This window comes from Comamonas sp. SY3, from assembly GCF_041730275.1.
Lineage (GTDB): Bacteria > Pseudomonadota > Gammaproteobacteria > Burkholderiales > Burkholderiaceae_C > Comamonas > Comamonas sediminis.
This window is the reverse complement of the sequence record NZ_JBGTYN010000018.1, coordinates 43,164-65,721: the sequence shown is the minus strand read 5'-3', so window position 1 is coordinate 65,721 and position 22,558 is coordinate 43,164. Positions and strand designations below refer to the sequence as shown.

The 22,558-nt window shown below is 65.4% G+C and carries 19 protein-coding genes; 10 read left to right on the top strand and 9 right to left on the bottom strand.

All coding sequences use genetic code 11. The features are described 5' to 3' along the window. Window positions 1-8: 8 nt before the first annotated feature. The 3 genes from serB (at window position 9) to ACCQ08_RS19275 (ending at window position 2,973) form a co-directional block, all read left to right on the top strand. A complete protein-coding gene (gene serB, locus ACCQ08_RS19285) occupies window positions 9-722 on the top strand; it encodes a phosphoserine phosphatase SerB (RefSeq protein WP_312415179.1) in 714 nt (237 codons plus the stop codon). A gap of 183 nt (window positions 723-905) precedes the next feature. Then, a complete protein-coding gene (gene argE / locus ACCQ08_RS19280) occupies window positions 906-2,057 on the top strand; it encodes an acetylornithine deacetylase (protein ID WP_239808816.1) in 1,152 nt (383 codons plus the stop codon). A gap of 127 nt (window positions 2,058-2,184) precedes the next feature. Then, complete coding sequence (locus tag ACCQ08_RS19275) at window positions 2,185-2,973, top strand: SOS response-associated peptidase (protein WP_373450680.1); 789 nt, start codon at window positions 2,185-2,187, stop codon at window positions 2,971-2,973. Between the two features lie 18 nt (window positions 2,974-2,991). On the opposite strand, the gene xerD is transcribed toward ACCQ08_RS19275, so the two are convergent. From xerD to ACCQ08_RS19260, 3 genes are all read right to left on the bottom strand, one after another. Next, window positions 2,992-3,957 (bottom strand): site-specific tyrosine recombinase XerD, encoded by a 966-nt coding sequence (xerD, locus tag ACCQ08_RS19270; RefSeq protein WP_373450679.1) that lies wholly within the window; start codon window positions 3,955-3,957, stop codon window positions 2,992-2,994. A gap of 58 nt (window positions 3,958-4,015) precedes the next feature. Further along, window positions 4,016-4,996: a tripartite tricarboxylate transporter substrate binding protein BugE gene (locus tag ACCQ08_RS19265; RefSeq protein WP_313336321.1), complete on the bottom strand. Its 981-nt coding sequence runs from the start codon at window positions 4,994-4,996 to the stop codon at window positions 4,016-4,018. Window positions 4,997-5,362: 366 nt separating this feature from the next. Beyond that, entirely contained in the window at window positions 5,363-6,328 is a 966-nt protein-coding gene (locus ACCQ08_RS19260) for a tripartite tricarboxylate transporter substrate binding protein BugE (protein ID WP_239812740.1), read from the bottom strand. Between the two features lie 259 nt (window positions 6,329-6,587). Between ACCQ08_RS19260 and ACCQ08_RS19255 the strand changes: the two genes are divergently transcribed. Next, on the top strand, window positions 6,588-7,517 hold the full coding sequence (locus ACCQ08_RS19255) for an AEC family transporter (protein WP_239808819.1): 930 nt from the start codon (window positions 6,588-6,590) through the stop codon (window positions 7,515-7,517). A gap of 40 nt (window positions 7,518-7,557) precedes the next feature. Then, window positions 7,558-8,235, top strand: coding sequence for a GDSL-type esterase/lipase family protein (locus ACCQ08_RS19250; protein WP_373450678.1), 678 nt, complete (start codon window positions 7,558-7,560; stop codon window positions 8,233-8,235). A 15-nt stretch (window positions 8,236-8,250) separates the two neighbouring features. On the opposite strand, the gene queG is transcribed toward ACCQ08_RS19250, so the two are convergent. After that, window positions 8,251-9,300, bottom strand: coding sequence for a tRNA epoxyqueuosine(34) reductase QueG (gene queG, locus ACCQ08_RS19245; protein ID WP_373450731.1), 1,050 nt, complete (start codon window positions 9,298-9,300; stop codon window positions 8,251-8,253). A gap of 84 nt (window positions 9,301-9,384) precedes the next feature. Between queG and tsaE the strand changes: the two genes are divergently transcribed. Then, a complete protein-coding gene (gene tsaE, locus ACCQ08_RS19240) occupies window positions 9,385-9,876 on the top strand; it encodes a tRNA (adenosine(37)-N6)-threonylcarbamoyltransferase complex ATPase subunit type 1 TsaE (RefSeq protein WP_239808821.1) in 492 nt (163 codons plus the stop codon). A 38-nt stretch (window positions 9,877-9,914) separates the two neighbouring features. After that, on the top strand, window positions 9,915-11,474 hold the full coding sequence (locus ACCQ08_RS19235; protein ID WP_373450730.1) for an N-acetylmuramoyl-L-alanine amidase: 1,560 nt from the start codon (window positions 9,915-9,917) through the stop codon (window positions 11,472-11,474). Between the two features lie 73 nt (window positions 11,475-11,547). On the opposite strand, the gene ACCQ08_RS19230 is transcribed toward ACCQ08_RS19235, so the two are convergent. Continuing rightward, window positions 11,548-12,192, bottom strand: a complete 645-nt coding sequence (locus tag ACCQ08_RS19230; protein ID WP_239812743.1) for a VTT domain-containing protein — start codon at window positions 12,190-12,192, stop codon at window positions 11,548-11,550. A 185-nt stretch (window positions 12,193-12,377) separates the two neighbouring features. On the opposite strand from ACCQ08_RS19230, the gene mutL reads away from it, so the two are divergent. Next, a complete protein-coding gene (gene mutL, locus ACCQ08_RS19225) occupies window positions 12,378-14,492 on the top strand; it encodes a DNA mismatch repair endonuclease MutL (RefSeq protein ID WP_373450677.1) in 2,115 nt (704 codons plus the stop codon). 73 nt (window positions 14,493-14,565) lie between these two features. Here the strand turns inward: mutL and ACCQ08_RS19220 are convergent, their stop codons facing one another. From ACCQ08_RS19220 to ACCQ08_RS19205, 4 genes are all read right to left on the bottom strand, one after another. Further along, complete coding sequence (locus tag ACCQ08_RS19220; RefSeq protein ID WP_312463169.1) at window positions 14,566-16,134, bottom strand: DHA2 family efflux MFS transporter permease subunit; 1,569 nt, start codon at window positions 16,132-16,134, stop codon at window positions 14,566-14,568. Window positions 16,135-16,186: 52 nt separating this feature from the next. Further along, a complete protein-coding gene (locus tag ACCQ08_RS19215) occupies window positions 16,187-17,425 on the bottom strand; it encodes an HlyD family efflux transporter periplasmic adaptor subunit (RefSeq protein ID WP_239808824.1) in 1,239 nt (412 codons plus the stop codon). A gap of 80 nt (window positions 17,426-17,505) precedes the next feature. After that, entirely contained in the window at window positions 17,506-19,050 is a 1,545-nt protein-coding gene (locus ACCQ08_RS19210; protein WP_313334822.1) for an efflux transporter outer membrane subunit, read from the bottom strand. Next, entirely contained in the window at window positions 19,047-19,664 is a 618-nt protein-coding gene (locus ACCQ08_RS19205; protein ID WP_373450676.1) for a MarR family winged helix-turn-helix transcriptional regulator, read from the bottom strand. The genes ACCQ08_RS19210 and ACCQ08_RS19205 overlap by 4 nt, the downstream gene beginning before the upstream one ends. A 383-nt stretch (window positions 19,665-20,047) precedes the next feature. Here ACCQ08_RS19205 and gdhA point away from each other — a divergent pair, with 383 nt between their 5' ends. Then, complete coding sequence (gene gdhA, locus ACCQ08_RS19200; protein WP_373450675.1) at window positions 20,048-21,394, top strand: NADP-specific glutamate dehydrogenase; 1,347 nt, start codon at window positions 20,048-20,050, stop codon at window positions 21,392-21,394. A 141-nt stretch (window positions 21,395-21,535) separates the two neighbouring features. Further along, complete coding sequence (miaA, locus tag ACCQ08_RS19195) at window positions 21,536-22,555, top strand: tRNA (adenosine(37)-N6)-dimethylallyltransferase MiaA (RefSeq protein ID WP_373450674.1); 1,020 nt, start codon at window positions 21,536-21,538, stop codon at window positions 22,553-22,555. The last annotated feature ends 3 nt before the right edge of the window (window positions 22,556-22,558 follow it).

Below are 22,558 nucleotides of genomic sequence, written 5' to 3'. Positions count from 1 at the left end.
AAGCTCCCATGAGTGCCTCCACCGAATTCGCCCCCGGCCTGACCCTCCAGAACCTGGCCACGCCGCAAAAGCTGTCTGACTACAAGCTGATCGCGTTCGACATGGACTCGACCCTGATCACCATTGAGTGCATTGACGAGATCGCCGACATCACCGGCAAGAAGGCCGAGGTCGCGGCGATCACCGAAGCGGCCATGCGCGGCGAGATCACCGACTACAAGGACAGCCTGCGCCAGCGCATGGCCTTGCTCCAGGGCGTGCCCATGGCCTCGATCGAGCGGGTACTGCAAGAGCGCCTGACCCTGACCCCAGGCGCCAAGACCCTGGTCGATGCGGCGCATGCTGCCGGCCTCAAGGTGCTGCTGGTCTCGGGCGGCTTCACCTTCTTTGCCGACCATGTCAAAAGCCTGCTGGGCATCGACTTTGTGCGTGCCAACCGCTTCGAGGTCAAGGACGGCCAGCTGACCGGCGGCCTCATCGACCAGAGCTGGGGCGATATCTGCGACGGCGAGGAAAAGCGCAACACCGTGCTGGGCCTGGCGTCGCTGATGGGCATCGAGCCCGAGCAGGTGATTGCCGTGGGCGATGGCAGCAATGACCTGCCGATGATGCGTGCCGTGGGCCTGTCGGTCGCGTTCCACGCCAAGCCGCGCGTGCGCGCCGAGGCCAAGGTGGCGATCAACACCGGCGGGCTGGACCGCCTGCTCGAAGTGCTGGGCTGATGGCCTTCCGAGCCACCGGGATCACAACGGGAGCCAGATGCTCCCGTTTTTCTTTCCGTCCCAGCCACTAGGCCAACCCATCTAAAACCCCAACACCCAACCCCAGCTTAGGCAGCGCGCGCTGCCGCGAAGGCGCAAGCGCCCTACACTCGGTCCCTTGCATGTAACACCAAGTGAAGCGCTATGAACACCCGCTCCTGGCTGGAAAAGCTGGTCGCATTCGACACCACCAGCCGCAACTCCAACCTCGCCCTTATCGAAACCGTGCGTGATGCACTGGCCCACCAGGGTCTGAAGGTCGAGCTGATCCACTCCCCCGAGGGCGACAAGGCCAACCTGTTCGCCACCCTGCCGGCCGATGACGGCAGCACCCAGGGGGGCATCGTGCTGTCGGGCCACACCGATGTGGTGCCGGTTGACGGCCAGAACTGGGACAGCGATCCGTTCACACTGACTGAAAAAGAAGGCCGTCTGTACGGCCGTGGCAGCGCCGACATGAAGGGCTATATCGCCGCATCGATCGCGCTGGTGCCCGAGTTCATCGCGATGCCGCGCAAGAAGCCGATCCACCTGGCCTTGTCCTATGACGAGGAAGTGGGCTGCGCCGGCGCCCCGGTGATGCTGCGCGCCTTGAAGGCACGCGGCCAGCAGGCCGATGGCTGCGTGGTGGGCGAGCCCACCAGCATGCAGGTGGTGGTCGCGCACAAGGGCATCAACCTGTACCGCTGCAAGGTGCACGGCAAGGCAGCGCATTCGTCGCTGACCCCCAAGGGCTGCAATGCCATTGAATACGCCGCGCGCCTGATCTGCCACATCCGCGATGTGGCCGACCAGTTCAAGGCCAATGGCCCCTACGACGAGTTCTACGATGTGCCGTTCACGACCATGACGACCAACCAGATCTCGGGCGGTATCGCGGTCAACACCATCCCCGAGCTGTGCGAGTTCAACTACGAGTTCCGCAACCTGCCCGGCATGACGGCCGAGAGCATCCAGGCCAAGGTGCAAAGCTATGTCACCGGCGAGCTGCTGCCACGCATGCGCCGCGAGTTTGCCGATGCCCGCATCGACATCGAAACCGGCCCTGCCGCCCCGGCGCTGGAAGCCAGCGAGCAAGCTGCCATCACCGCGCTGGTGCGTGCGCTGACTGCCGACCAGGCCACGCGCAAGGTGGCCTATGGCACCGAAGCCGGCCTGTTCCAGAACCTGGGCATCCCCACCGTGGTCTGCGGCCCGGGCAATATCGAGCAGGCCCACAAGCCCAATGAGTTTGTCGAGATCAGCCAGCTCGAGGCCTGCGAGCGCTTTCTGCGCAAGCTGGGCCAGTCGCTCTGATTTAAAATACGCACTGCGGCCGCAAGGCCTGCCACCGAGCCCACCCTGCCCCAGGGTGGGCTTTTTATCTTCTGCCAGAAACCGGCGCCAGCGGGCACCGCTGCAGCCTTCACGTACCATTGCGCCCATGAGCACCCAATACGAAGCCCTCAAAGCCCCCGAGCTGTACCTCAGCGCCTTCCAGGTGGAGCCGCCTGCAGAGATGGGCGAGCGCAAGATGACGCCGCGCCGGCCCGGCTTCCTCATCACCAACAGCCTGACGGGCGCCACCGATGCCGAGAACGCGGCGCGCAAGGCGGCAGTGGCCGAGCAGGCCGCTGCAGAGGCAGCAGCGGGCGGCGCCGCAGCTGCTACCGAGCCCGCACCCGCCGCTGCGCCGGCGGCCACAGCCCGCCTGCTGGTGCCCGCGCAATGGGGCCTGGTGCCGCACTGGGTCAAGTCCGCCTCCGATGGCCAGCTGCGCGCCACCAAACTGGTGAACGTGAAATCCGACAATGCATCGACCAGCACCGCCTTTCGCGATTCCTGGCTGAACAACCAGCGCTGCATCGTGCCGATGATGGCCTTTGTCACCGACGACTACCGCACCGGCAAGGCCAAGCCCACGCGCATCGCCCGCGTCGATGGCCTGCCGATGGGCGTCGCCGGCATCTGGTCCCGCTGGACCGATGACGACGGCACCGAGCTGCTGAGCTATGCCATCATCACCGTCAACGCCAATGCCCATGCGCTGATGAACCGCTACCAGCAGCCCGGCAATGACAAGACCATGCCCGCCATCCTGAACGAAGGCGCCTATGACGCCTGGCTGCGTTCATCGGCCTACAAGGCCAAGGAATTTCTGCGCGCCTACCCCGCGCAAAAGCTGCTGGCCAACCCGGTCGAGAAGGGCCGCAAGAACCCGCTGGGCATCTGATTGCCGCTGCCCGCCGCGCTAGCCACGCGGATGGTGCTGGCTGTGCAGCACCTTGAGGCGCTCGCGCGCCACATGGGTGTAGATGGTGGTGGTGGAGATATCGGCATGGCCCAGCAGCAGCTGCACCACGCGCAAATCGGCGCCATGGTTGAGCAAATGCGTGGCAAAGGCGTGGCGCAAGGTGTGGGGTGACAGCGGCGCGGTGATGCCGGCGCGCTGCGCATATTTCTTCACGATCATCCAGAAGGCGACCCGCGTCATGCCGCTGCCGCGCTGGGTGACAAACAGGTCCGCGCTTTGCCGCCCGGCCAGAATGGCAGGCCGGCTCTCGGCCAGGTACTGCTCCAGCCACTGCTGGGCCACCTGGCCAAAGGGCACCAGCCGCTCCTTGCTGCCTTTGCCCACCACGCGCACGATGCCATCGGCCAGGCTCAGCTGCACGCTTTGCAGCTCGACCAATTCGGACACGCGCAGGCCGCTGGCATACATCAGCTCCAGCATCGCGCGGTCGCGCAGGCCCAGCGGGTTGCCGGCGTCGGGTGCTTCCAGCAGGGCATCGACCATGGCCGAGGTCATCGTCTTGGGCACCCGCAGCGGCTGGCGTGCTGCCAGCATGCGCAGGGTGGGATCGGCGCTGATCAGCGACTCGCGCAGCGCCCAATGGAAGAAGCGCCGCAGCACCGTCAGGCGCCGGTTGGCCGTGCTGGACTTGTCACCCATGCGGGTGGCAAAAAAGGCCTGCAGCTGGGCCTCATCGCTGCGCTCCAGCGCCTGGCCTGGGTGCTCCTGCGCGAGCCACTGGCCGTACAGCACCAGGTCGCGCCGGTAGGCCGCCAAGGTGTTGCGCGCCAGGCCGTCTTCCAGCCACACCGCATCGATGAAGCGGTCGATCACCGGATGCGCCGCAGCGGCGGCGCCGGGGGTGGAAGAAGGGGTGGCAGAAGGGGTGGATGCAGAGCGGGGAGAGCGAGCCATGCCCGGCATCATGGCATGAAAAAAGCCGCCGGCTTGCGCGGGCGGCTGGGGAGTTGGGAAGCGGCGGTCAGTCCAGCTTCAGGTCCTGCTTCTTCACGACGTCCTTGTAGACGTCGAACTCGGCCTTGATCTGATCGGCGAACTGCTCGGGCGTGTTGCCCACGACCAGCGAGCCGGTGTCCTCGATGCGCTTTTTCACCGCAGGGTCAGCCAGCACCTTCTTGGTGGCGGCATTGATGCGGTCCACCACATCCTTGGAGACGCCCTTGGGCGCGAGGATGCCGTAGAAAGCCATGCGGTTCACCGGCTCCAGGCCCACTTCCTTGAAGGTCGGCACATTGGGCAGCACGGCCAGGCGCTCAGGCGCGGCGACGACGATGGGCACCAGGCGGTTGTCCTTGACGAAAGGCAGGGTCGAGGGCAGGTTGTCCAGGATCATGTTGACCTGGCCGGCCACCGTGTCATTGAGCGCCGGGCCCGCACCACGGTAGGCGATGTGGGTCATCTGGATGCCGGTCAGGCTCTTGTACAGCTCCATCAGCATGTGCTGGATGCCGCCGGTGCCCGAGGACGAGTAGGCGTACTTGTTGGGGTTCTTCTTGAGTTCGGCCTCGAACTCCTTGTAGTCCTTGGCCGGGAACTTCGGGTTCACCGCAATGATGTTGGGCGTGGCCGCCACATTGATGATGGGCGTGAAGTCCTTGATCGGGTCGTAGGAGATCTTGGGGTTGATCGCGGGGTTGGTTGCCACCGTCGAGACGGTGGCAATGCCCAGCGTGTAGCCATCGGCCGCAGCGCGCACCGTTTCCACCGCGCCGATGGTGCCGCCAGCACCCCCCTTGTTGTCCACCACCACGGGCTGGCCCAGCTCCTTGCCCAGGGGGTCGGCGATCACGCGCGCAATGATATCGGTGGTGCCGCCAGCTGCAAAAGGAACGATCAGGCGAATGGGCTTGTTAGGGTATTTTGTATCGGCCAGAGCGCCAGTGCTCAAGGTGGCTGCGGCAGCAGCGATCAAGGTCAGGCCCACGAGAGAGCGACGTTGCATGATGAATCTCCTCATTAGAAATGGTGTGGCCGTGGTTCGCCTGCCGGGGTCACCCGCATGGCGCACGGCCACTGAATGCTTTTTCAGCACAGCGCGTTTATACCGGATTAATACGGCCGCCACCGTGCTGCAACCGCACAAAAGGCGCGTGATTTCCCTAGGGATCCTCTGCAGAACCCTCGCCCAATGGGATGGGCGCGGATCGGGATGAGCCGCAAGGCGTCTTTTGCAGTCAATAGCGAGCTATTGACAAGGAAGACAACGCAGCGGATCGCCCGAGCCCGCGTTCAGACCACGGCAGGGAGTTTTGCAGAGGGTCCCGAGGGGAACACGCGCCTTGAGGCAGAACAGACCAGGAATGGTGGATCAATCCAGCTGGATGCCCTGCTTGTCCACCACTGCCTTGTAGGCGGCGTATTCGTCTTTCATCTGCTGGGCAAACACTTCGGGCGTGGTGCCCAGGATGTCCGAGCCAGTCTCTGCGATGCGCTTTTGCACGTTCGGGTCTTCCAGCGCCTTTTTGGTGGCCGCGTTGACCTTGTCCACGATCTCCTTGGGCAGGTTCTTGGGGCCGACGATGCCGTAATAGGCACTGCGGTTGACGACAGGCGCGCCCACTTCGGTAAACGTGGGGATGGATTCCAGGCCCGCTACGCGTTTGGGCGCCGCCACGACGATGGCGCGCAGGCGCTTGTCGCGGATAAAGGGGTAGGCCGAGGGCAGGTTGTCAAAAATCATGTTGACCTGGCCGGCGACCGTGTCGTTCAAGGCAGGGCCGCCGCCCCGGTAGGGAATGTGGACCACGTTCACACCGGTTTCGGACTTGAGCATTTCCATCAGCAAATGGGCAATGCTGCCCGTGCCGGGGGTGGCATACGAGTACTTGCCGGGGTTCTTCTTGAGCTCGGCAATGAACTCCTGGTAGTTGGTGGCCGGAAAGCTGGGATGCACGGCAATCACATTGGGCGTGGCCGCCACATTGATGATGGGCGTGAAATCGCGCTGCACGTTGTAGGGCATCTTGGGGTTGACGGCCGGGTTGGTGGCTGTCGTCGATACCGTCGCAATGCTCAGGGTGTAACCGTCGGGCTGGGCACGTGCGGCTTCGGCTGCGCCCACGGTGCCACCGCCACCGCTCTTGTTGTCCACCACCACCGGCTGGCCCAGCGCCTTGGACAGCGGCTCGGAGATGACCCGCGCCACGATATCGGTGGTGCCGCCTGCGGCAAAGGGCACGATCAGGCGGATGGGCTTGTTCGGATAGGGGTCAGCGGCCAGGGCAGCGCTGCTGCCCAGTGCCAGTGCCAGGGCCAGGCACAGTCGGCGGTTCATCATCGTGGAGCTCTCCTCGGATCTAATGTGTGTGTGCAGGCCAGGAACGCCCACAGCGACGGCATGTATGTAGCCTCCATGCTAGCGGTGTTGGCCGGCTGTTCTGCCTCAAAGCGCGCGGCCGATGGCCCGTGTTTTCCCGCATCGGGGCCGCAGATAGCGCAATCGGCAACTGCTTTGGCAGGGCTTGCACCCCGGCATGCGCAGAACCTTCTCACGGTGGCGACAGCCACAGCGCCGCCGCGCCCGCCCTTCCGCTATGCTTGCGCCGGTGAACTACGCCCAACTGCTTTTCCCCGATTTCTCGCTGATCCTGATTGGCTACCTGGTCTGCCGCTACACGGCACTGAACCGGGCCATCTGGCAGCCGGTGGAAAGCCTGGTGTACTACTTCCTCTTCCCGACCTTGCTGTTCTATTCGATCATCCGCAGCCCGATCGACTGGCAAGGCACCTCCAGCCTGATGCTGGCCGGCGTGGCCACCGGCCTGGTTGCCATCGCGATGACCTACACCCTGCCGCACTGGCCCTGGCTGGGCAAGCGGGTGGACCACCGCGATGCCGCCGCCAGCGCGCAGATCGCCTTTCGCTTCAACTCCTTCATCGGCCTGGCGCTGGCCGACCGGCTGGCCGGCCCCCCAGGTCTGCAGCTGATCTCGGTGCTGATCGGGGTCTGTGTGCCCATGTTCAATATTGCCGCCGTCTACCCGATGGCCCGGGGCTCGCAGCATGGCTTCATGCGCGAGCTGCTGCGCAACCCGCTGATCGTTGCCACGCTCACCGCACTGGTCTGCAATCTGCTGGGTCTGCGCCTGCCCGCCATCGTCGAGCCCACGGTGGCCCGCATCGGCCAGGCCTCGATCGTGCTGGGCCTGATGTCAGCGGGCGCCGGCATGCAGCTGGGGCTGCTGGCGCGCGGCAAGCTGCTCAGCGCCTCGGTGCTGGCCATCCGCCACTTTGTCACGCCGCTGATGGCGCTGTGCATGGCGCACTGGCTGGCGCTGTCGGCCCAGCAGGCCGCCATCTTGCTGGTCTTCTCGGCGCTGCCCACCGCATCCACCTGCTATGTGCTGGCCGCCCGCATGGGCTACAACGGCGCCTATGTGGCCGGACTCGTCACCCTGTCGACCCTCTGCGGCGTCGCCAGTCTTCCGTTTGCGCTCAGCCTGCTGGATGCCTGGCCGGTTTAACAACGCGTTCAGCGAGGGCCATCGGTTAAGCTCGGCGGCTATGCAGAAAACCTGTGACACCGCGCGCCGCCATAGCCTCCGGCGCCTGGCCCTCCTCCCCCTTTGGGGCCTGACCACTGCCGGGCTGGCCGCCTGCAGCAAGAAAGCCCCGCTCGCTACCGCGCTGCCCGCCGGAGCCACCGTGCTGGCGCTGGGAGATTCGCTGACCCAGGGCGTGGGCGCCAGCGCCGCCCAGTCCTATCCGCAGTTGCTGGCCGAGCGTACCGGCTGGAATGTCATCAATGCCGGCATCTCCGGCGAGACCAGCAGCCAGATTGCGCAGCGCCTGCCGCAGTTGCTGCAGGCCCACCAACCGGCGCTGGTGATTGTTTGCGCCGGTGGCAACGACTGGCTGCGCCGGCAAAGCGCGCAGGCGGCCCAGGCACAGATCGCCAGCATGCTGCAGCAGTGCAAGGCGCAGAACATTCCGGTATTGCTGGTCGCCGTGCCCGAGTTCAACATGGCCGCAGCATTGACGGGCCGCGTGCAGGACCACCCCATTTATGAAGCGCTGGCCAAGGAGGAGCAGGTGCCGCTGCTCGCCAAGGCCTGGAGCGAGGTGCTGGCCAATGACGCCATGCGCGCCGACCAGGTGCATGCCAATGCAGCTGGTTATGCGCGCTTTACCGAATTGCTGGTCGCGCAGCTCAAGGCCTCGGGATTTGTCGGCGGCGCTTGAGCTGCCCGCCAGACATCAAGCGCTGCGCTGGCCCAGCCCCCAGGCCACATGCTCACGCACCACGGCGCTGTCGTGGTCCGCACGGCTGTGCAGCGCCTGGGCGTAGCGCGCATCGCCGGTCTCGCGCCAGGCATTCCCCAGGGCCACGGCGATATTGCGCAGCCAGCGCTCATGGCCGATACGGCGTATGGGGCTGCCTTCGGTGATGCGCAGGAACGTGGCCTCGTCCCACGCAAACAGTTGGGGCAGCTGCTGGTCCATCAGCGCGCCGCGCGCATCAAAATCGGGCAGCACCGCGCGCTGGGCAAACTTGTTCCAGGGGCAGGCCAGCTGGCAGTCGTCGCAGCCATAGATGCGGTTGCCCATGGGCGCGCGGAACGCCTCCGGAATGGCGCCATCGAGCTCGATCGTCAGGTAAGAGATACAGCGCCGCGCGTCGATGGACTGCGGGGCGATGATGGCCGCCGTCGGGCAGGCATCGATGCAGGCGGTGCACTGGCCGCAGTGCGCCGTCACCGGTGCGGTGGCGGGCAAGGCGATGTTGACAAAGATCTCGCCGAGAAAAAACATCGAACCGGCATCGCGGCTCAGCACCAGCGTGTGCTTGCCGCGCCAGCCCTGGCCGCTGCGGCTGGCCAGCTCGGCCTCCAGCACGGGGGCTGAATCGGTGAACGCGCGGTGCGCCAGCTGGTGCCCGCCCAGCGCCGCATCAATACGCTCGGCCAGCTTTTGCAGCCGGTTGCGCAGCACCTTGTGGTAATCGCGCCCCCGGGCATAGATGCTGACCAGGCCCTCGCCAGGCCTGGCATGGCGCTCCCACTCCAGCCGCTGCCAGTCGGCAGGGGTGTTTTGCGGCAGATAATCCATGCGTGCTGTAATCACGCTGAGCGTGCCGGGCACCAGCTCCGCCGGCCGGGCACGCTTGAGGCCATGGGCCTGCATGTAATGCATCTCGCCATGGAAACCTTTTTCCAGCCACTGCATCAATCCAGTTTCCGCCGTCGACAGATCCACGCCTGCCACGCCGATCTGGGAAAATCCCAGCTCCAGCGCCCAGTCGTTGATCTGTTGGATAAAGGTGGGATCAGCGGCGTCCATGTGCTGCCATTGTAAAAAACCTGAGGGCCCGCGCGGCCCGGGAACGACATTTTGAACGCTACTGCCAGCCCCTCCTATCCTTCGCTCCAAGGTGTCTGGAAAGACGAGCGCGATACGGAAGCCTTTGCCGCTCGCCTGGCTGCGCAGCCAGCACTGTCCAATGTTTACCTAACTTTGCATGGCGATCTGGGCGCGGGAAAAACCACCCTGGTGCGCCACCTGCTGCGCGCCCTGGGCGTGCAGGGCCGCATCAAGAGCCCCACCTACGCAGTGGTCGAACCGCATGAGGGACGCGATTTCCCCATCTGGCACTTTGACTTCTACCGTTTCGATGATCCGCGCGAGTGGGAAGACGCCGGCTTCCGGGATATTTTTGCCAGCCCCGGCCTGAAAGTGGCAGAATGGCCGCAGAAGGCTGCAGCGGTAACACCTATTGCCGATGTAGCTATCAGTATTGAAGCAATCAACGAATCAGAACGCCAGGTGCATCTGCAGGCCTTCACCCCGGCAGGTGCCTCCATCGTCCAAGGGTTTTCAGCGTGAGCGACACCCCGAAATATCTCCCCGCCTCTGCCCCCTTCATCCCTGCTGACGGCGCGTCCGCCAGCCACCCCGGTCTGTCGCGCCGCGATGTGCTGCGCGGTGGCAGTCTGGTGCTGCTGCTGGGCAGCAGCCATCTGGCCTTTGGTGCCAGCATCGTCGCGGTTCGCCTCTGGCCCTCGAAGGACTACACCCGCGTCACGATCGAGTCGGACACGCCGCTCAAGACCGAGCAGCGCTTTGTGCCCGAGCCGCCGCGCCTGGCCGTCGATATCGAGGGCATCGACCTCAACCCGGCCCTGCGCGAGCTGGTTGCCAAGGTCCGCTCGGACGACCCCAATATCGCCGGCATCCGCGTCGGCCAGAACTCGCCCAATGTCGTGCGCCTGGTGATCGACCTCAAGCAGGAAGCCAAGCCGCAGGTCTTTACGTTGAAGCCGGTCGCCCCCTACCAGCACCGCCTGGTGCTTGACCTCTACCCCGCCCGGCCCACCGATCCGCTCGAGAGCCTGATCACCGAGCGCATGATGGAGAACAGCCACAGCGCCGTGGCCGCTGCACCGGCACCGGTGCCCCCACCGGCTGCCGGCAGCAGCCTGCCGCCCTCGGTGGCCGCTGCGATTGCCGGCGACCCGCCGGCGCCCGCCGCGCTGGGCACCGTGGTGGCGGCCGCCCCATCGGTAGCCGCCACGGCCCAGACCGCCGACCCGCTGGCCGAGCTGATTGCCAAGAGCGGCAACCGTCCCGTCGCCCCACCCGCCCCGGTCGCGCCGCCGCCCACGGTCGTGGCTGCTGCTCCGCCTCCACCGCCCCCTGCACCGCCGCCACCCAGCCCACCGCCGGCACGCGGCCGGCCCGCCTCGCGAACCGACCGCCTGATCATCGTGGCGCTCGATCCCGGCCATGGCGGTGAAGACCCCGGCGCTACCGGCCCCAGCGGCACCCGCGAAAAAGACATCGTGCTCAAGATCGGGCACATGCTGCGCGAGCGCATCAACAACAGCAGCGTCGGCGGCAACCCGATGCGTGCGTTCATGACGCGCGACGCCGACTTTTTTGTGCCCCTCAACACCCGGGTCGAAAAGGCCCGCCGCGTGCAAGCCGATCTGTTCATCAGCATCCATGCCGATGCGTTTACCAAGCCGTCGGCCAATGGCGCGAGCGTGTTTGCACTGAGCGAGCGCGGCGCCACCAGCTCGGCCGCGCGCTGGCTGGCCAACAAGGAAAACCAGGCCGACATGGTCGGTGGCCTGAACGTGGCCGGTGTGGGCAGCAGCGATGCCCATGTGCAGCGCGCGCTGCTGGACATGAGCACCACCGCCCAGATCAACGACAGCCTCAAGCTCGGCACCCATGTGCTGGGCCAGTTGGGCCAGTTCGCGCGCCTGCACAAGCCCCGTGTGGAGCAAGCCGGTTTTGCGGTATTGAAGGCGCCCGACATCCCCAGCGTGCTGGTCGAGACCGCCTTCATCAGCAACCCCGAGGAAGAAGCCAAGCTGCGCAGCACCGCCTACCAAAACCAGCTGGCCGATGCCATCATGCGCGGCATCCAGGCGTACTTCGCGAAGAACCCACCGCTGGCGCGCAACCGCACGGTCTGACCTTCGCTCCCGCTTTTCCAGCACAAAAAAAGGGACCGCCTCGGCGGTCCCTTCTTCATTGTGCGATCGCGGATCAAACGGGGCCGGCAGCCTTCTCGTTCTTGCCGGCGCGCCAGGCGCCAAAGATGGCCAGCAGGCCGGGCACGAGGATCAGGCCCCAGATGATCTTTTCCAGGTTGGCCTTGACCCAGGGCAGGTTGCCAAAGAAATAGCCTGCCGCACAAATGCCAAACACCCAGATCGCCGCGCCCACCAGGTTGTAGATGACGAACTTGGTGCGGTTCATGTTCGCGACCCCGGCCACAAACGGCGCAAAGGTGCGGATGAAAGGCATGAAGCGCGCCAGGATGATGGTGATGCCGCCGTAACGCTCGTAAAACGCATGGGCCTTGTCAAAGGCCTTGCGGTTGAACCAGCGCGAGTTCTCCCACTTGAAGACCTTGGGCCCTAAATGGTGGCCGATCTGGTAATTGCACTGGTCGCCGAGGAAGGCCGCCGCAAACAGCAGCGCAGTCGCCAGCGGAAAGCTCATCAAGCCGGCACCGCACATCGCGCCGACGATGAACAGCAGCGAATCGCCAGGCAGAAAGGGCATCACCACGACACCCGTCTCGACAAAGACGATCAGAAACAGCAGCGCATAGACCCACATGCCATAGGTCGTCACAAAGGCTTCCAGGTACTTGTCGACATGCAGGATGAAGTCGATCAGATGCATGCCTGCATCGATGAACCAGCTGAAAAATTCCAAAACACAACCTCTCTACAGAAAAACCGCAGCGGCCTGGAGACCCTGCGGCAAACCATGTTGATGCCACCTGCGCTGTGCTGGGCACTGCAGTCCCAAAGTGGCCATTGAACACTTTACCCCGAATGCCAGGCGGCTTTGCCTAAAATCCCTGCATGACCGCAGATACCGCACCCGCCACCCTTGACCCGGCAGACGCCCCCGACGACGCTTTGACGCCTGCAGCCCACAGTGCAGACCGGGCAGCCCCGGCGCGCCGCCCCATCCAGGATCTGCCCGATGAGCTCGTCAGCCAGATTGCGGCCGGCGAGGTGGTGGAACGGCCCGCCTCCGTTGTGCGTGAGCTGGTTGACAACGCGCTCGATGCCGGGGCGACCAGCATCACGGTGCGCCTGCTCGCCGGTGGCGTGCGGCTGATTACCGTCGAAGACGATGGCTGCGGCATTCCGCGCGAGGAGCTGCCCATTGCGCTGCGCCGCCATGCCACCAGCAAGATCCGCAACCTGCATGACCTGGAATCGGTGGCAACGATGGGATTCCGGGGCGAGGCGCTGGCGGCCATTGCGTCGGTGTCGGAGATGAGCGTGCTCTCGCGCCCCGCCCAGCAGGAGAGCGCCTACCTGCTCGATGCCCGCAGTGGCGAGCTGCGCCCCGCCGCCCGCAACCCCGGCACCACGATGGAGGTCAAGGAACTGTTCTTCAGCACGCCTGCGCGGCGCAAGTTCCTGAAGACCGATGCCACCGAGCTGGCCCATTGTGTGGAAGCCGTGCGCCGCCATGCGCTCACCCGCCCGGGCGTGGGCTTTGCGATATGGCATGAGGGCAAGCTCGTGGAGCAGTGGCGCGCCACCCTGCCGCCCCGCAGCGATGAAGACCATCACGACGAAGCCGCCTGGCAGCAGTTGGAGCAGCGGGCGATGGACAAGCGCCTGGCCGATGTGCTCGGCCCCGATTTTCTCGAACAGTCGATTGTCGTGAACTACCAGGCCGGCCATGTGCAGGTGCGCGGCCGCGCCGGCCTGCCCGATGCGGCGCGCTCGCGTGCCGACCAGCAGTTCTGCTACGTCAACGGCCGCTTTGTGCGCGACAAGGTGCTCACCCACGCGGCGCGCGCCGCCTATGAAGACGTGCTGCACGGCCACCGCCAGCCCGTCTATGCGCTCTACATCAGCCTCGATCCGATGCGGGTCGATGTGAACGTGCACCCGACCAAGATCGAGGTGCGCTTTCGCGATAGCCGCGAGGTGCACCAGGCGGTGCTGCATGGCGTGGAGAACGCGCTCGCCGCCCCACGCGCGCAGCAGCTGCTGGATGCTGCAGCCGCCACACCCACACCCACAGCCGCTGCTGCAGGCCAGCCGACCGCGTTGCCCGGCCAGGCCTATGCGCCCGCACCCCAGGCGCAGACTGCCATGCGCTTTGAGGCCCCACCCCGTGTCAACGGCCTGCAGGCGCTGCAGCAAACGGCTGCACTCTGGGGCCAGGCTGGCGGCACGGCAGCAGCGGATAATGCATTGGCCGGCAGCACTGCGACCAGCACACCCACCAGCATCGATGCCACGCCCTGGCAGGTGCAGGAAGCCAGCCCACGCTGGAACCCGCAACCGGCCGCTGGTGCGATGGCCGCCGGCGCCCCGCTGGTGCCCACCCTGCCTCCGGAGTCTGCCGACAACCCCTGGCCGCTGGGCCGCGCCGTGGCGCAAATCCATGGCGTCTACATCCTGGCGGAAAACGCCCAGGGCATGGTCATTGTCGACATGCATGCAGCGCATGAGCGCATCGTCTATGAACGCCTCAAAAGCCAGTTGGACGATGGCGATGCCAGCAGCGCCATTGCCAGCCAGCCGTTGCTGATTCCCGCGACCTTCTCGGCCACGCCGGAAGAGGTCGCCACGGCCGAAGACCACAGCGAAACGCTGGCGCAGTTGGGCCTGGAGGTGGTGCCCTTCTCGCCCAAGACCCTGGCCGTGCGCGCGACGCCCACCACATTGGCCCAGGGCAACCCGGTGGAGCTGGCGCGCAGCGTGCTGGCCGAGCTGGCGCAGCACGATGCCAGCACCGTGGTACAGCGCGCCCGCAACGAGATCCTGGGCACGATGGCCTGCCACGGCGCCGTGCGCGCCAACCGGCAACTGACCATCGACGAGATGAACGCATTGCTGCGCGATATGGAACACACCGAACGCTCCGACCAGTGCAACCATGGCCGCCCCACGTGGCGGCAGCTCAGCATGAAGGAGCTGGATGCGCTGTTCCTGCGCGGCCGATAAACCACACCGCAGCGCTGCAAACGACAAAAAGGAAGCCGAGGCTTCCTTTTTTTATGGATGCAGCGGTGTCAGATCAGTGCGCCGCCGATGCCGCCTCCGATCCACCGCCGCCCTGGCCCTTCTTGGGGCCCTTGGCCAGCCAGACCAGCGGGATCAGCAGCAGGAACAGCATCGACGAGGCCCAGAAAATATCATTGGCCGCCAGCATAAAGGCCTGCTGGTTGACCAGCTGGTCGACCCTGGCCAAGGCCTGCTGCAGGGTCAGCCCGGAGGCCTGCAGGCCTTGCACCACCTGCGCAGTGGGGCCGTCGCCCAGGCTGATGTGCTCGACCAGTTGCGCATGGTGCAAGGTGGCGCGGCGCTCCCACAAGGTGGTGGCGACCGACGTACCCACCGCACCGGCGGTGATCCGCACAAAGTTGGACAGGCCCGACGCGCTGGGCATTTTCTCGGGCGGGATGTCGCTCAAGGTGATGGTCATCAGCGGGATGAAAAAGCCCGCCATGGCCGCGCCCTGCACGATGGTCGGGATCATGATCGTCGTCAGGTCCACCTGGGTGTTGAAGCGCGAGCGCATCCACATCACCAGACCGAACACGACGAACGAGGCCGTCGCATAGCGCCGGGGATCGACCTTGTGGATGGTCTTGCCCACCACCGGCGAGAGCACCAGCGCCAGCAAACCCACCGGCGCCAGCACCAGACCGGCATCGGTGGCGGTATAGCCCATGAACTGCTGCAGCCACAACGGCAGCAGCACCACATTGCCAAAGAACAGGCCATAGCCCACCGAGATGGCCAGGGTGCCGGCCCAGAAATTGCGGTTCTTGAACAGGCGCAGGTCCACCACCGGGTGCTTGTCGCCCAGCTCCCAGATCAGGAAGTACAACAGGCCGACGACCGCAATCACCGCACAGGCGACCACCATCGGCGACTGGAACCAGTCATGCTCCTTGCCGATGTCCAGCATGATCTGCATCGCCGAGACCCAGACCACCAGCAGCCCCAGCCCAATCGCATCGATCGGCAAGGCCTTGCGGGCCGAATCCCGGTTGCGGAAGATCGCCCAGGTGGCGCCCACGGACAGCATGCCGACGGGCACGTTGATATAGAAGATCCACGGCCAGGACATGTTGTCGGTGATCCAGCCGCCGAGCAACGGGCCCATTACCGGCGCGATCAAGGTCGTCATCGACCAGAAGGCCATGGCCGTGCCCGCCATCGCACGCGGGTAACTGGCCAGCAGCAACGACTGCGACAGCGGAATCATTGGCCCGGCGACAAAGCCCTGCAGGATGCGGAAGGCGATCAAGGTGGTCATATTCGGCGCCAGGCCGCAGAGCCACGACGAGATCACGAACAAGGTCACGCTGAGCATGAACAGCCGCACCTGGCCAAAGCGCATCGACAGCCAGCCGGTCAGCGGCACCGAGATTGCATTGGCCACCGCAAAGCTGGTGATCACCCAGGTGCCCTGGTTGGCGCTGACGCCCAGGTCACCGGCAATGGCCGGCAGCGACACGTTCGCGATCGACGTGTCCAGCACATTCATGAACACCGCAGCCGAGAGCGCCAGGGTGCCGATGAGGCGCGCCGATCCCTCGAGCGGCGGGTGGGGTAACGGAGGATTGGAAGTTGCCATAACGCATCCTTGGGCCGCCCGGTGGGCAGGCCCTGGTCAAAACAAGGGACGCTTACAGCTTCTTGCCGGCATTGCTGGCGATCACTTGTGCAATCACTGCATCGGCGCCTTCGTCCTGCACGTCATACACATTGGTCTGCACCAGCGGCTCCTTGCGCGGCACATCGGCCAGCAGCTTGCCGTCCTGGTTCTGGATGTCCACATCCACCAGCATCGACAGGCCTACGCGCAGCGGATGCGCTTGCACCTGCTGGGGATCGAGCGCTATGCGCACCGGCACGCGCTGCACCACCTTGATCCAGTTGCCGGTGGCGTTTTGCGCGGGCAGCAGCGAGAAAGCCGAGCCCGTACCCACACCCAGCCCTTCGACGGTGCCGCTGTACTCGATCTTCTTGCCGTAGAGGTCGGCCGTCATCTTGACGGGCTGGCCCAGGCGCAGGTTGCGCAGCTGGTTTTCCTTGAAGTTGGCCTCCACCCAGAGCTGGTTCATCGGCACCACGGTCATCAGCGGCGTGCCGGGGGCCACGCGCTGGCCGACCTGCACCGAGCGCTTGCCCACCACGCCCGAGACGGGCGAGACCAGCTCATTGCGCTGCATGGCCAGGTAGGCCTCGCGCACCTTGGCCGCAGCGGCCTGCACATTGGGGTGGTCGTTCACGCTGATGCCTTCTGTCAGCGACTGGTTGCTGGCCAGCTGCTCGCGGGCCGTGTTGACGGCGGCCTGCGCAGCGTTGACGGCCGCCTGCGCGGCATCCACCTGGCTTTGCGCATGGCTCAGCTCTTCCTTCGATACCGCGCCATTGCCGGTCAGTGCCTGGCGGCGCTTGAAGTCGCTTTGCGCACGGACCAGGTCATTCTTGGCCTTGGCCACTTCGGCCTGGCGCTGCGCGATCTGTGCGGTGTAGGAGCCATTGTTGACATACAAGGTGCGCACCTGGCGCACGGCCTGGGCCAGGTTGGCCTTGGCCTGTTCGAAAGCCACCTTGGCATCGGCGGGATCGAGGCGCACCAGTGCCTGGCCTTCCTTCACATAGTCGGTGTCATCGGCCAGGATGGACTGCACGGTGCCGGCGGTCTGCGGCGCGATCTGCACCAGATTGCCCTGCACATAGGCGTTGTCGGTTTCTTCGAAGTGGCTGTTGACCATCCAGTCGTAGATGCCATAGGCGGCGCCCAGCACGACGACGAGGCCGGTCAGGCGCAGCAGCCATTTTTTGCGGGGCTGGGCAGCGGGCGCCTCAGGGGCAGCAGGCGCAGCGGAGGGAGAAACGGATGTGTTGTTGTTCGACATGGTGTTGCGTAGCGAGTTATATGACGAGAGGCCGGGCCTTCAAGGTCTTGCTTATGTGTGTTGCACGCGAGGTGGGCAGGTCAGCTCTTGGCGCTGTCCATCGGGGTGTTGGTCTGGGTGGAGGCGTTGCTGTCCGGGTTGGCGAGGCTGTCGCTGCTGTCACTGCTGTGGGTCTGCTCCTGGTAGCCGCCCCCCAAAGCCTGGGCCAGGGCGGCATTGCTCGACAGAATGCGGGCCTCGACATCCACCATCTGCTGGCGCTGGGTCAGCACATTGGTCTCGGCCGACAGCACATTCAAGTAGGTGCCCAGGCCTGCGGCATAGCGCTGGTTGGCAATATCGAGCGCGCTTTGTGCGGCATCGGCGGCGCGGCGCTGCTCGGGCAGCTGTGCATGGGCAGAGCGGGCACTGGCGACCTGGTCGGCCACGTCATGCACCGCCGTGATCACCGCCTGGTTGTAGGCCTGCACGGCCAGCTCATAGTCGGCCGATTTGCCGCTCAGGTTCGCACGCAGACGGCCCGAATCAAAGATCGGCAGGCTCAGCGCCGGGCCCACGCCCCATTCGCGCGCACTGCCCTTGGCAAAGTTGTTGAAGCCGATGCTCGACAGACCGAGGAAGGCGGTCAGGTCGATATCGGGATAGAACTCGGCCTTGGCCTGGCGAATGCCTTGCTCGGCGGCCTCGACCCGCCAGCGCGCGGCCACGATATCGGCCCGGCGCCCCAGCAGGTTGGACGACAGCTGCACCGGAAAGCGCGGCAGGCTCAGCTGCGCAATGGGCGAAGCCACCAGTTCCTGGGCCCGTGCCGGCTGGCCCATCAGCGCAGCCAGCGCGTTCTGCGCCAGCTGCTTTTGCTCACGCACTTGCAGCAGCTGCACCTTGGCCTGGGGCACACCGCTCTCGCTTTGGCGCACCTCCAACGTGGTGTCCAGGCCCGCGTCATAGCGGTCACGCACCAGTTGCAAGGTGTGGGCGCGCTGGTCGATGGCGCGCACGGCCACCTCTTCCTGCGCCTGCAGGCGGGACAGCTGCACATAGGCCAGCACCATGTTGCTGGTCAGCAGCACGCGGGCGGCGTCCATATCGGCCTGGGCGGCACGGGCCGAGCCCACGGCAGCATCCAGCGCTGCGCGGTGCTTGCCAAACAGGTCCAGCGACCAGCTGCCGTTGATGCGCGCCTCGGCCGTGCTGTAGTTGTTGCCCGCCAGCGGCGGCGGAACCAAGCCGTTGGCCGGCGCATGGTTGCGCGTGGCACTGGCCTGGCCGTTGACCTGCGGGCCCAGGGCCGATTCACTGACCTGCGCCAGCGACCAGGCCTTGCGGATGCGCGCCTGCGCTGATTGCAGGTTGGGGCTGTCCGCCAGCGCAGTGTCGATCAGCGCGTTGAGTTGGGCATCACCCAGGCCCTTCCACCACTGCGCATCGACCGGGGCCACTGCCGCGGCCTGGTCCGCCGCTGACGGCTCGGTGAGCAGGCCTACGGACTGCGGCGAGCGCAGCTGCGCATGGGTATCGATGCCACGCATATCGGCGCATCCGGCGATGAACGTGGTGGCAGCCAGCGCAATGGCTGACAGGGCCAGCCGACGATCGGCGCCCACAAATGAAAAACTGCTGGTCATAGTGCCCTCTCCTTGCCGGGCTGGAGTGCGGTGTTGTCGGAGTTGTCGGAGTTGTCTGTGGGGTCACCGGCGCAGCCATCCGGGGGCAGGCACATGTCCACCGACAAGGTGTTGGGCATGGCCTCGTAGATGCGGCGCAGGTAACCATGGAACTGGGTCAATTCATCGGGCGACAAGGGGCTGAGCGCGGCGCTGTTGACGCCCTTGACGATGTCGGGCACCTGCATCGCAGCGGCCAGGCCCTCGTCGGTCAAACGCAGGCTGACCACGCGGCGGTCGTCGGTGGAGCGTTCGCGCTCGATGATGCCCTTGTCCACCAGGCGGTCGACCAGGCGCGTCATCGCGCCCGGCGTCTGCAGGGTGCGGCGTGCCAGGTCCGCCGAGGTATGGGCCTTGCCGCTGGCCAGATGCAACACCGGAATCCACTGCGCCTGCGTCAGGCCCAGCGGCTCCATGCGGCGGTCCACCTCGGCACGGACCACGGTGGAGATGATGCGCATCAACCAGCAGGGGAAATCCACCGGCCGAATGGCTTCAATCTCAGGATATCCGCCTGCCAGCGCTTCTCGGTCCTCGCCAGCAGACGCGGTGTTTTCCTGGTGCGAATCGGTCATGCCGCAGGGCCTCTCTGAAATTGTTTACAAGGCAATGATTATCCAATCATTCATTGCCTAGGCAATTGTTGAAAAGGCAAAGACCACAACCGGCACACAGATTTGTTGCACTGCAGTGCTCTGGGTGACAGCAGGCCCGCTCCGCTGCACAGCCCCATTTCAGGGCACTGCAGCAGGTCCGCAGGGCCGCCAGCAGCCTCCAAAAGCACCAAAGCAGTGCAATGGACTGGCTTATCAGGATCATCCCATGTGGGTTTTATGCATTAACGCATGCAGATTCGGCATAATGTCGGTTTTCGGCGCGATGGCGCACCATCGCTGTGCACACCGGAGCCTGCGCACAACTTCTGTGCAAGCCGGCCCTAGACCTTGAAAGTTTGTCCATGCAACACCAATCCCTGGCCCAGTTTCTCGCTTATGTCGAACAGCGCAACCCCGGCCAGCCCGAGTTCTTGCAGGCCGTGACCGAAGTCATGGAAAGCCTCTGGCCCTTCATCGAGAAGAACCCCCGCTACGCCCAGCACAGCCTGCTCGAACGCCTGGTGGAGCCCGAGCGCGTGGTGAGCTTCCGCGTCAGCTGGGTGGATGACAAGGGCGTGGTCCAGGTCAACCGTGGCTACCGTATCCAGCACAGCATGGCCATCGGCCCTTACAAGGGCGGTCTGCGCTTCCACCCGTCGGTCAACCTGTCGGTGCTCAAGTTCCTCGCGTTTGAGCAGACCTTCAAGAACGCGCTGACCACGTTGCCGATGGGCGGCGGCAAGGGCGGCTCGGACTTCGACCCCAAGGGCAAGAGCGATGCAGAAGTAATGCGCTTCTGCCAGGCCTTCATCTCCGAACTGTTCCGCCATGTGGGCTCGGACACCGACGTGCCAGCCGGCGATATCGGCGTGGGCGGCCGGGAAGTGGCCTTCATGGCCGGCATGTACAAGAAGCTGGCCAACCGCGCCGATTGCGTGTTCACCGGCAAGGGCCTGGCCTTTGGCGGCTCGCTGATCCGCCCCGAAGCCACCGGCTTTGGCACCGTCTACTTCGCGCAGGAAATGCTCAAGACCCGTGGCAAGAGCTTCGAAGGCCTGACGGTCTCGGTCTCGGGTTCGGGCAACGTGGCGCAGTTCGCCATCGACAAGGCCATGGCGCTGGGCGCCAAGGTGGTGTCGGCCTCCGACTCCTCGGGCACCATCTACGACGCTGCCGGTTTTGACGGCGACAAGCTGGTCAAGCTGATGGACATCAAGAACAAGCAATACGGCCGCGTCAGCGACTACGCCAAGCAAGTGCCCGGCGTGGAATACTACGAAGGCAAGACCCCGTGGTTCATCAAGGCCGATGTGGCGCTGCCCTGCGCGACCCAGAACGAGCTGGAACTGTCCGACGCCCAGACCCTGATCGCCAACGGCGTGCTCTGCGTGGCCGAAGGTGCCAACATGCCTTGCACCATCGAAGCGGCCAAGGCCTTTGAAAAGGCCGGTGTGCTCTACGCACCCGGCAAGGCATCGAACGCCGGCGGCGTCGCTACCTCGGGCCTGGAGATGAGCCAGAACGCGCTGCGCCTGAGCTGGCCTGCTGCCGAAGTTGACCAGCGCCTGTTCGAGATCATGGAAGGTATCCACTCGGCCTGCGTCAAGTACGGCCAGCGCGACGACGGCACGGTGAGCTACATCGATGGCGCCAACATCGCCGGCTTTGTGAAGGTGGCCGACGCCATGCTGGCCCAAGGTGTGCTGTAATCGGCCTGCGCCTGATTGCCCCACCCCAAGGAGCCGCAAGGCTCCTTTTTTCATGGGTCCGCAGGCGCGCGCCTCTCCCCCGTTCCGCCGCAGCAGCCGCCGCTTGGTGCCGGCTGCCGCTGCCCTGACAAGCTTCCCGACGTGCACGCTGTTGATACCCCTCTCTGCCTGGGCCTGGCAGGCCCCACCGCCTCCGGCAAGACCGGCGCTGCCATTGCGCTGGCGCAGCAACTGAGCACGATGCGGCCGGTTGAGATCATCAGCGTGGATTCGGCCCTGATCTACCGCGGCATGGACATTGGTTCGGCCAAGCCCAGCCTGCAGGAGCAGGCCGGCATTGCGCACCATCTGCTCGATATCCGCGACCCCTTGGACGCCTACAGCGCAGCAGAGTTTGTGCACGACGCGCTGGCGCTGGTGGCGCAAATCCATGCGCGGGGCGGCATCAGCTTGCTGGTGGGCGGCACCATGCTGTATTTCAAGGCGCTGATGGATGGCATGGACGACATGCCTGCCGCCGACCCGGCGGTGCGCGCCCAGCTCGATGCCGAGGCGGCCGTCCATGGCTGGCCGCATATGCATGGGCTGCTGGCGCAGGTAGATCCGGTCACTGCGCAGCGCCTGGCGCCCGGCGACAGCCAGCGGGTGCAGCGTGCGCTGGAGATCTGGCGGCTCAGCGGCCAGCCGCTGTCGTATTTCCATGCGCAGCCAAAGCGCCCGTCGCCATTGCTGCAGCTGGCACCCGGTTTTCAGCTTTTCAGCCTGGAGCCCAGCGACCGTGCCTGGCTGCATGCGCGCATTGCACTGCGCTACGACCAGATGCTGGCCCAGGGCTTTTTGGCCGAGGTGCTGCAGTTGCGTGCGCGCGGCGATCTGGATCTGAACCTGCCATCGATGCGCTGCGTGGGCTACCGCCAGATGTGGGAGATGCTCGACAGCTGTGCCCAGCAAGGCATTGCCGTGCAGACCGAAAGCGATGTACCGCCCGCGTTGTGGGCAGAGATGCGCGACAAGGGCATTGCCGCTACCCGCCAGCTGGCCAAGCGCCAGATCACCTGGCTGCGCAGCATGCCTGCCCGCCAGGCCATTGCCTGCGATGCGCCCGATGCGCTGGACCAATGGCTGCAGGCCGCCAGCGCACGCCTGGCCGCAGCCCACTGATTA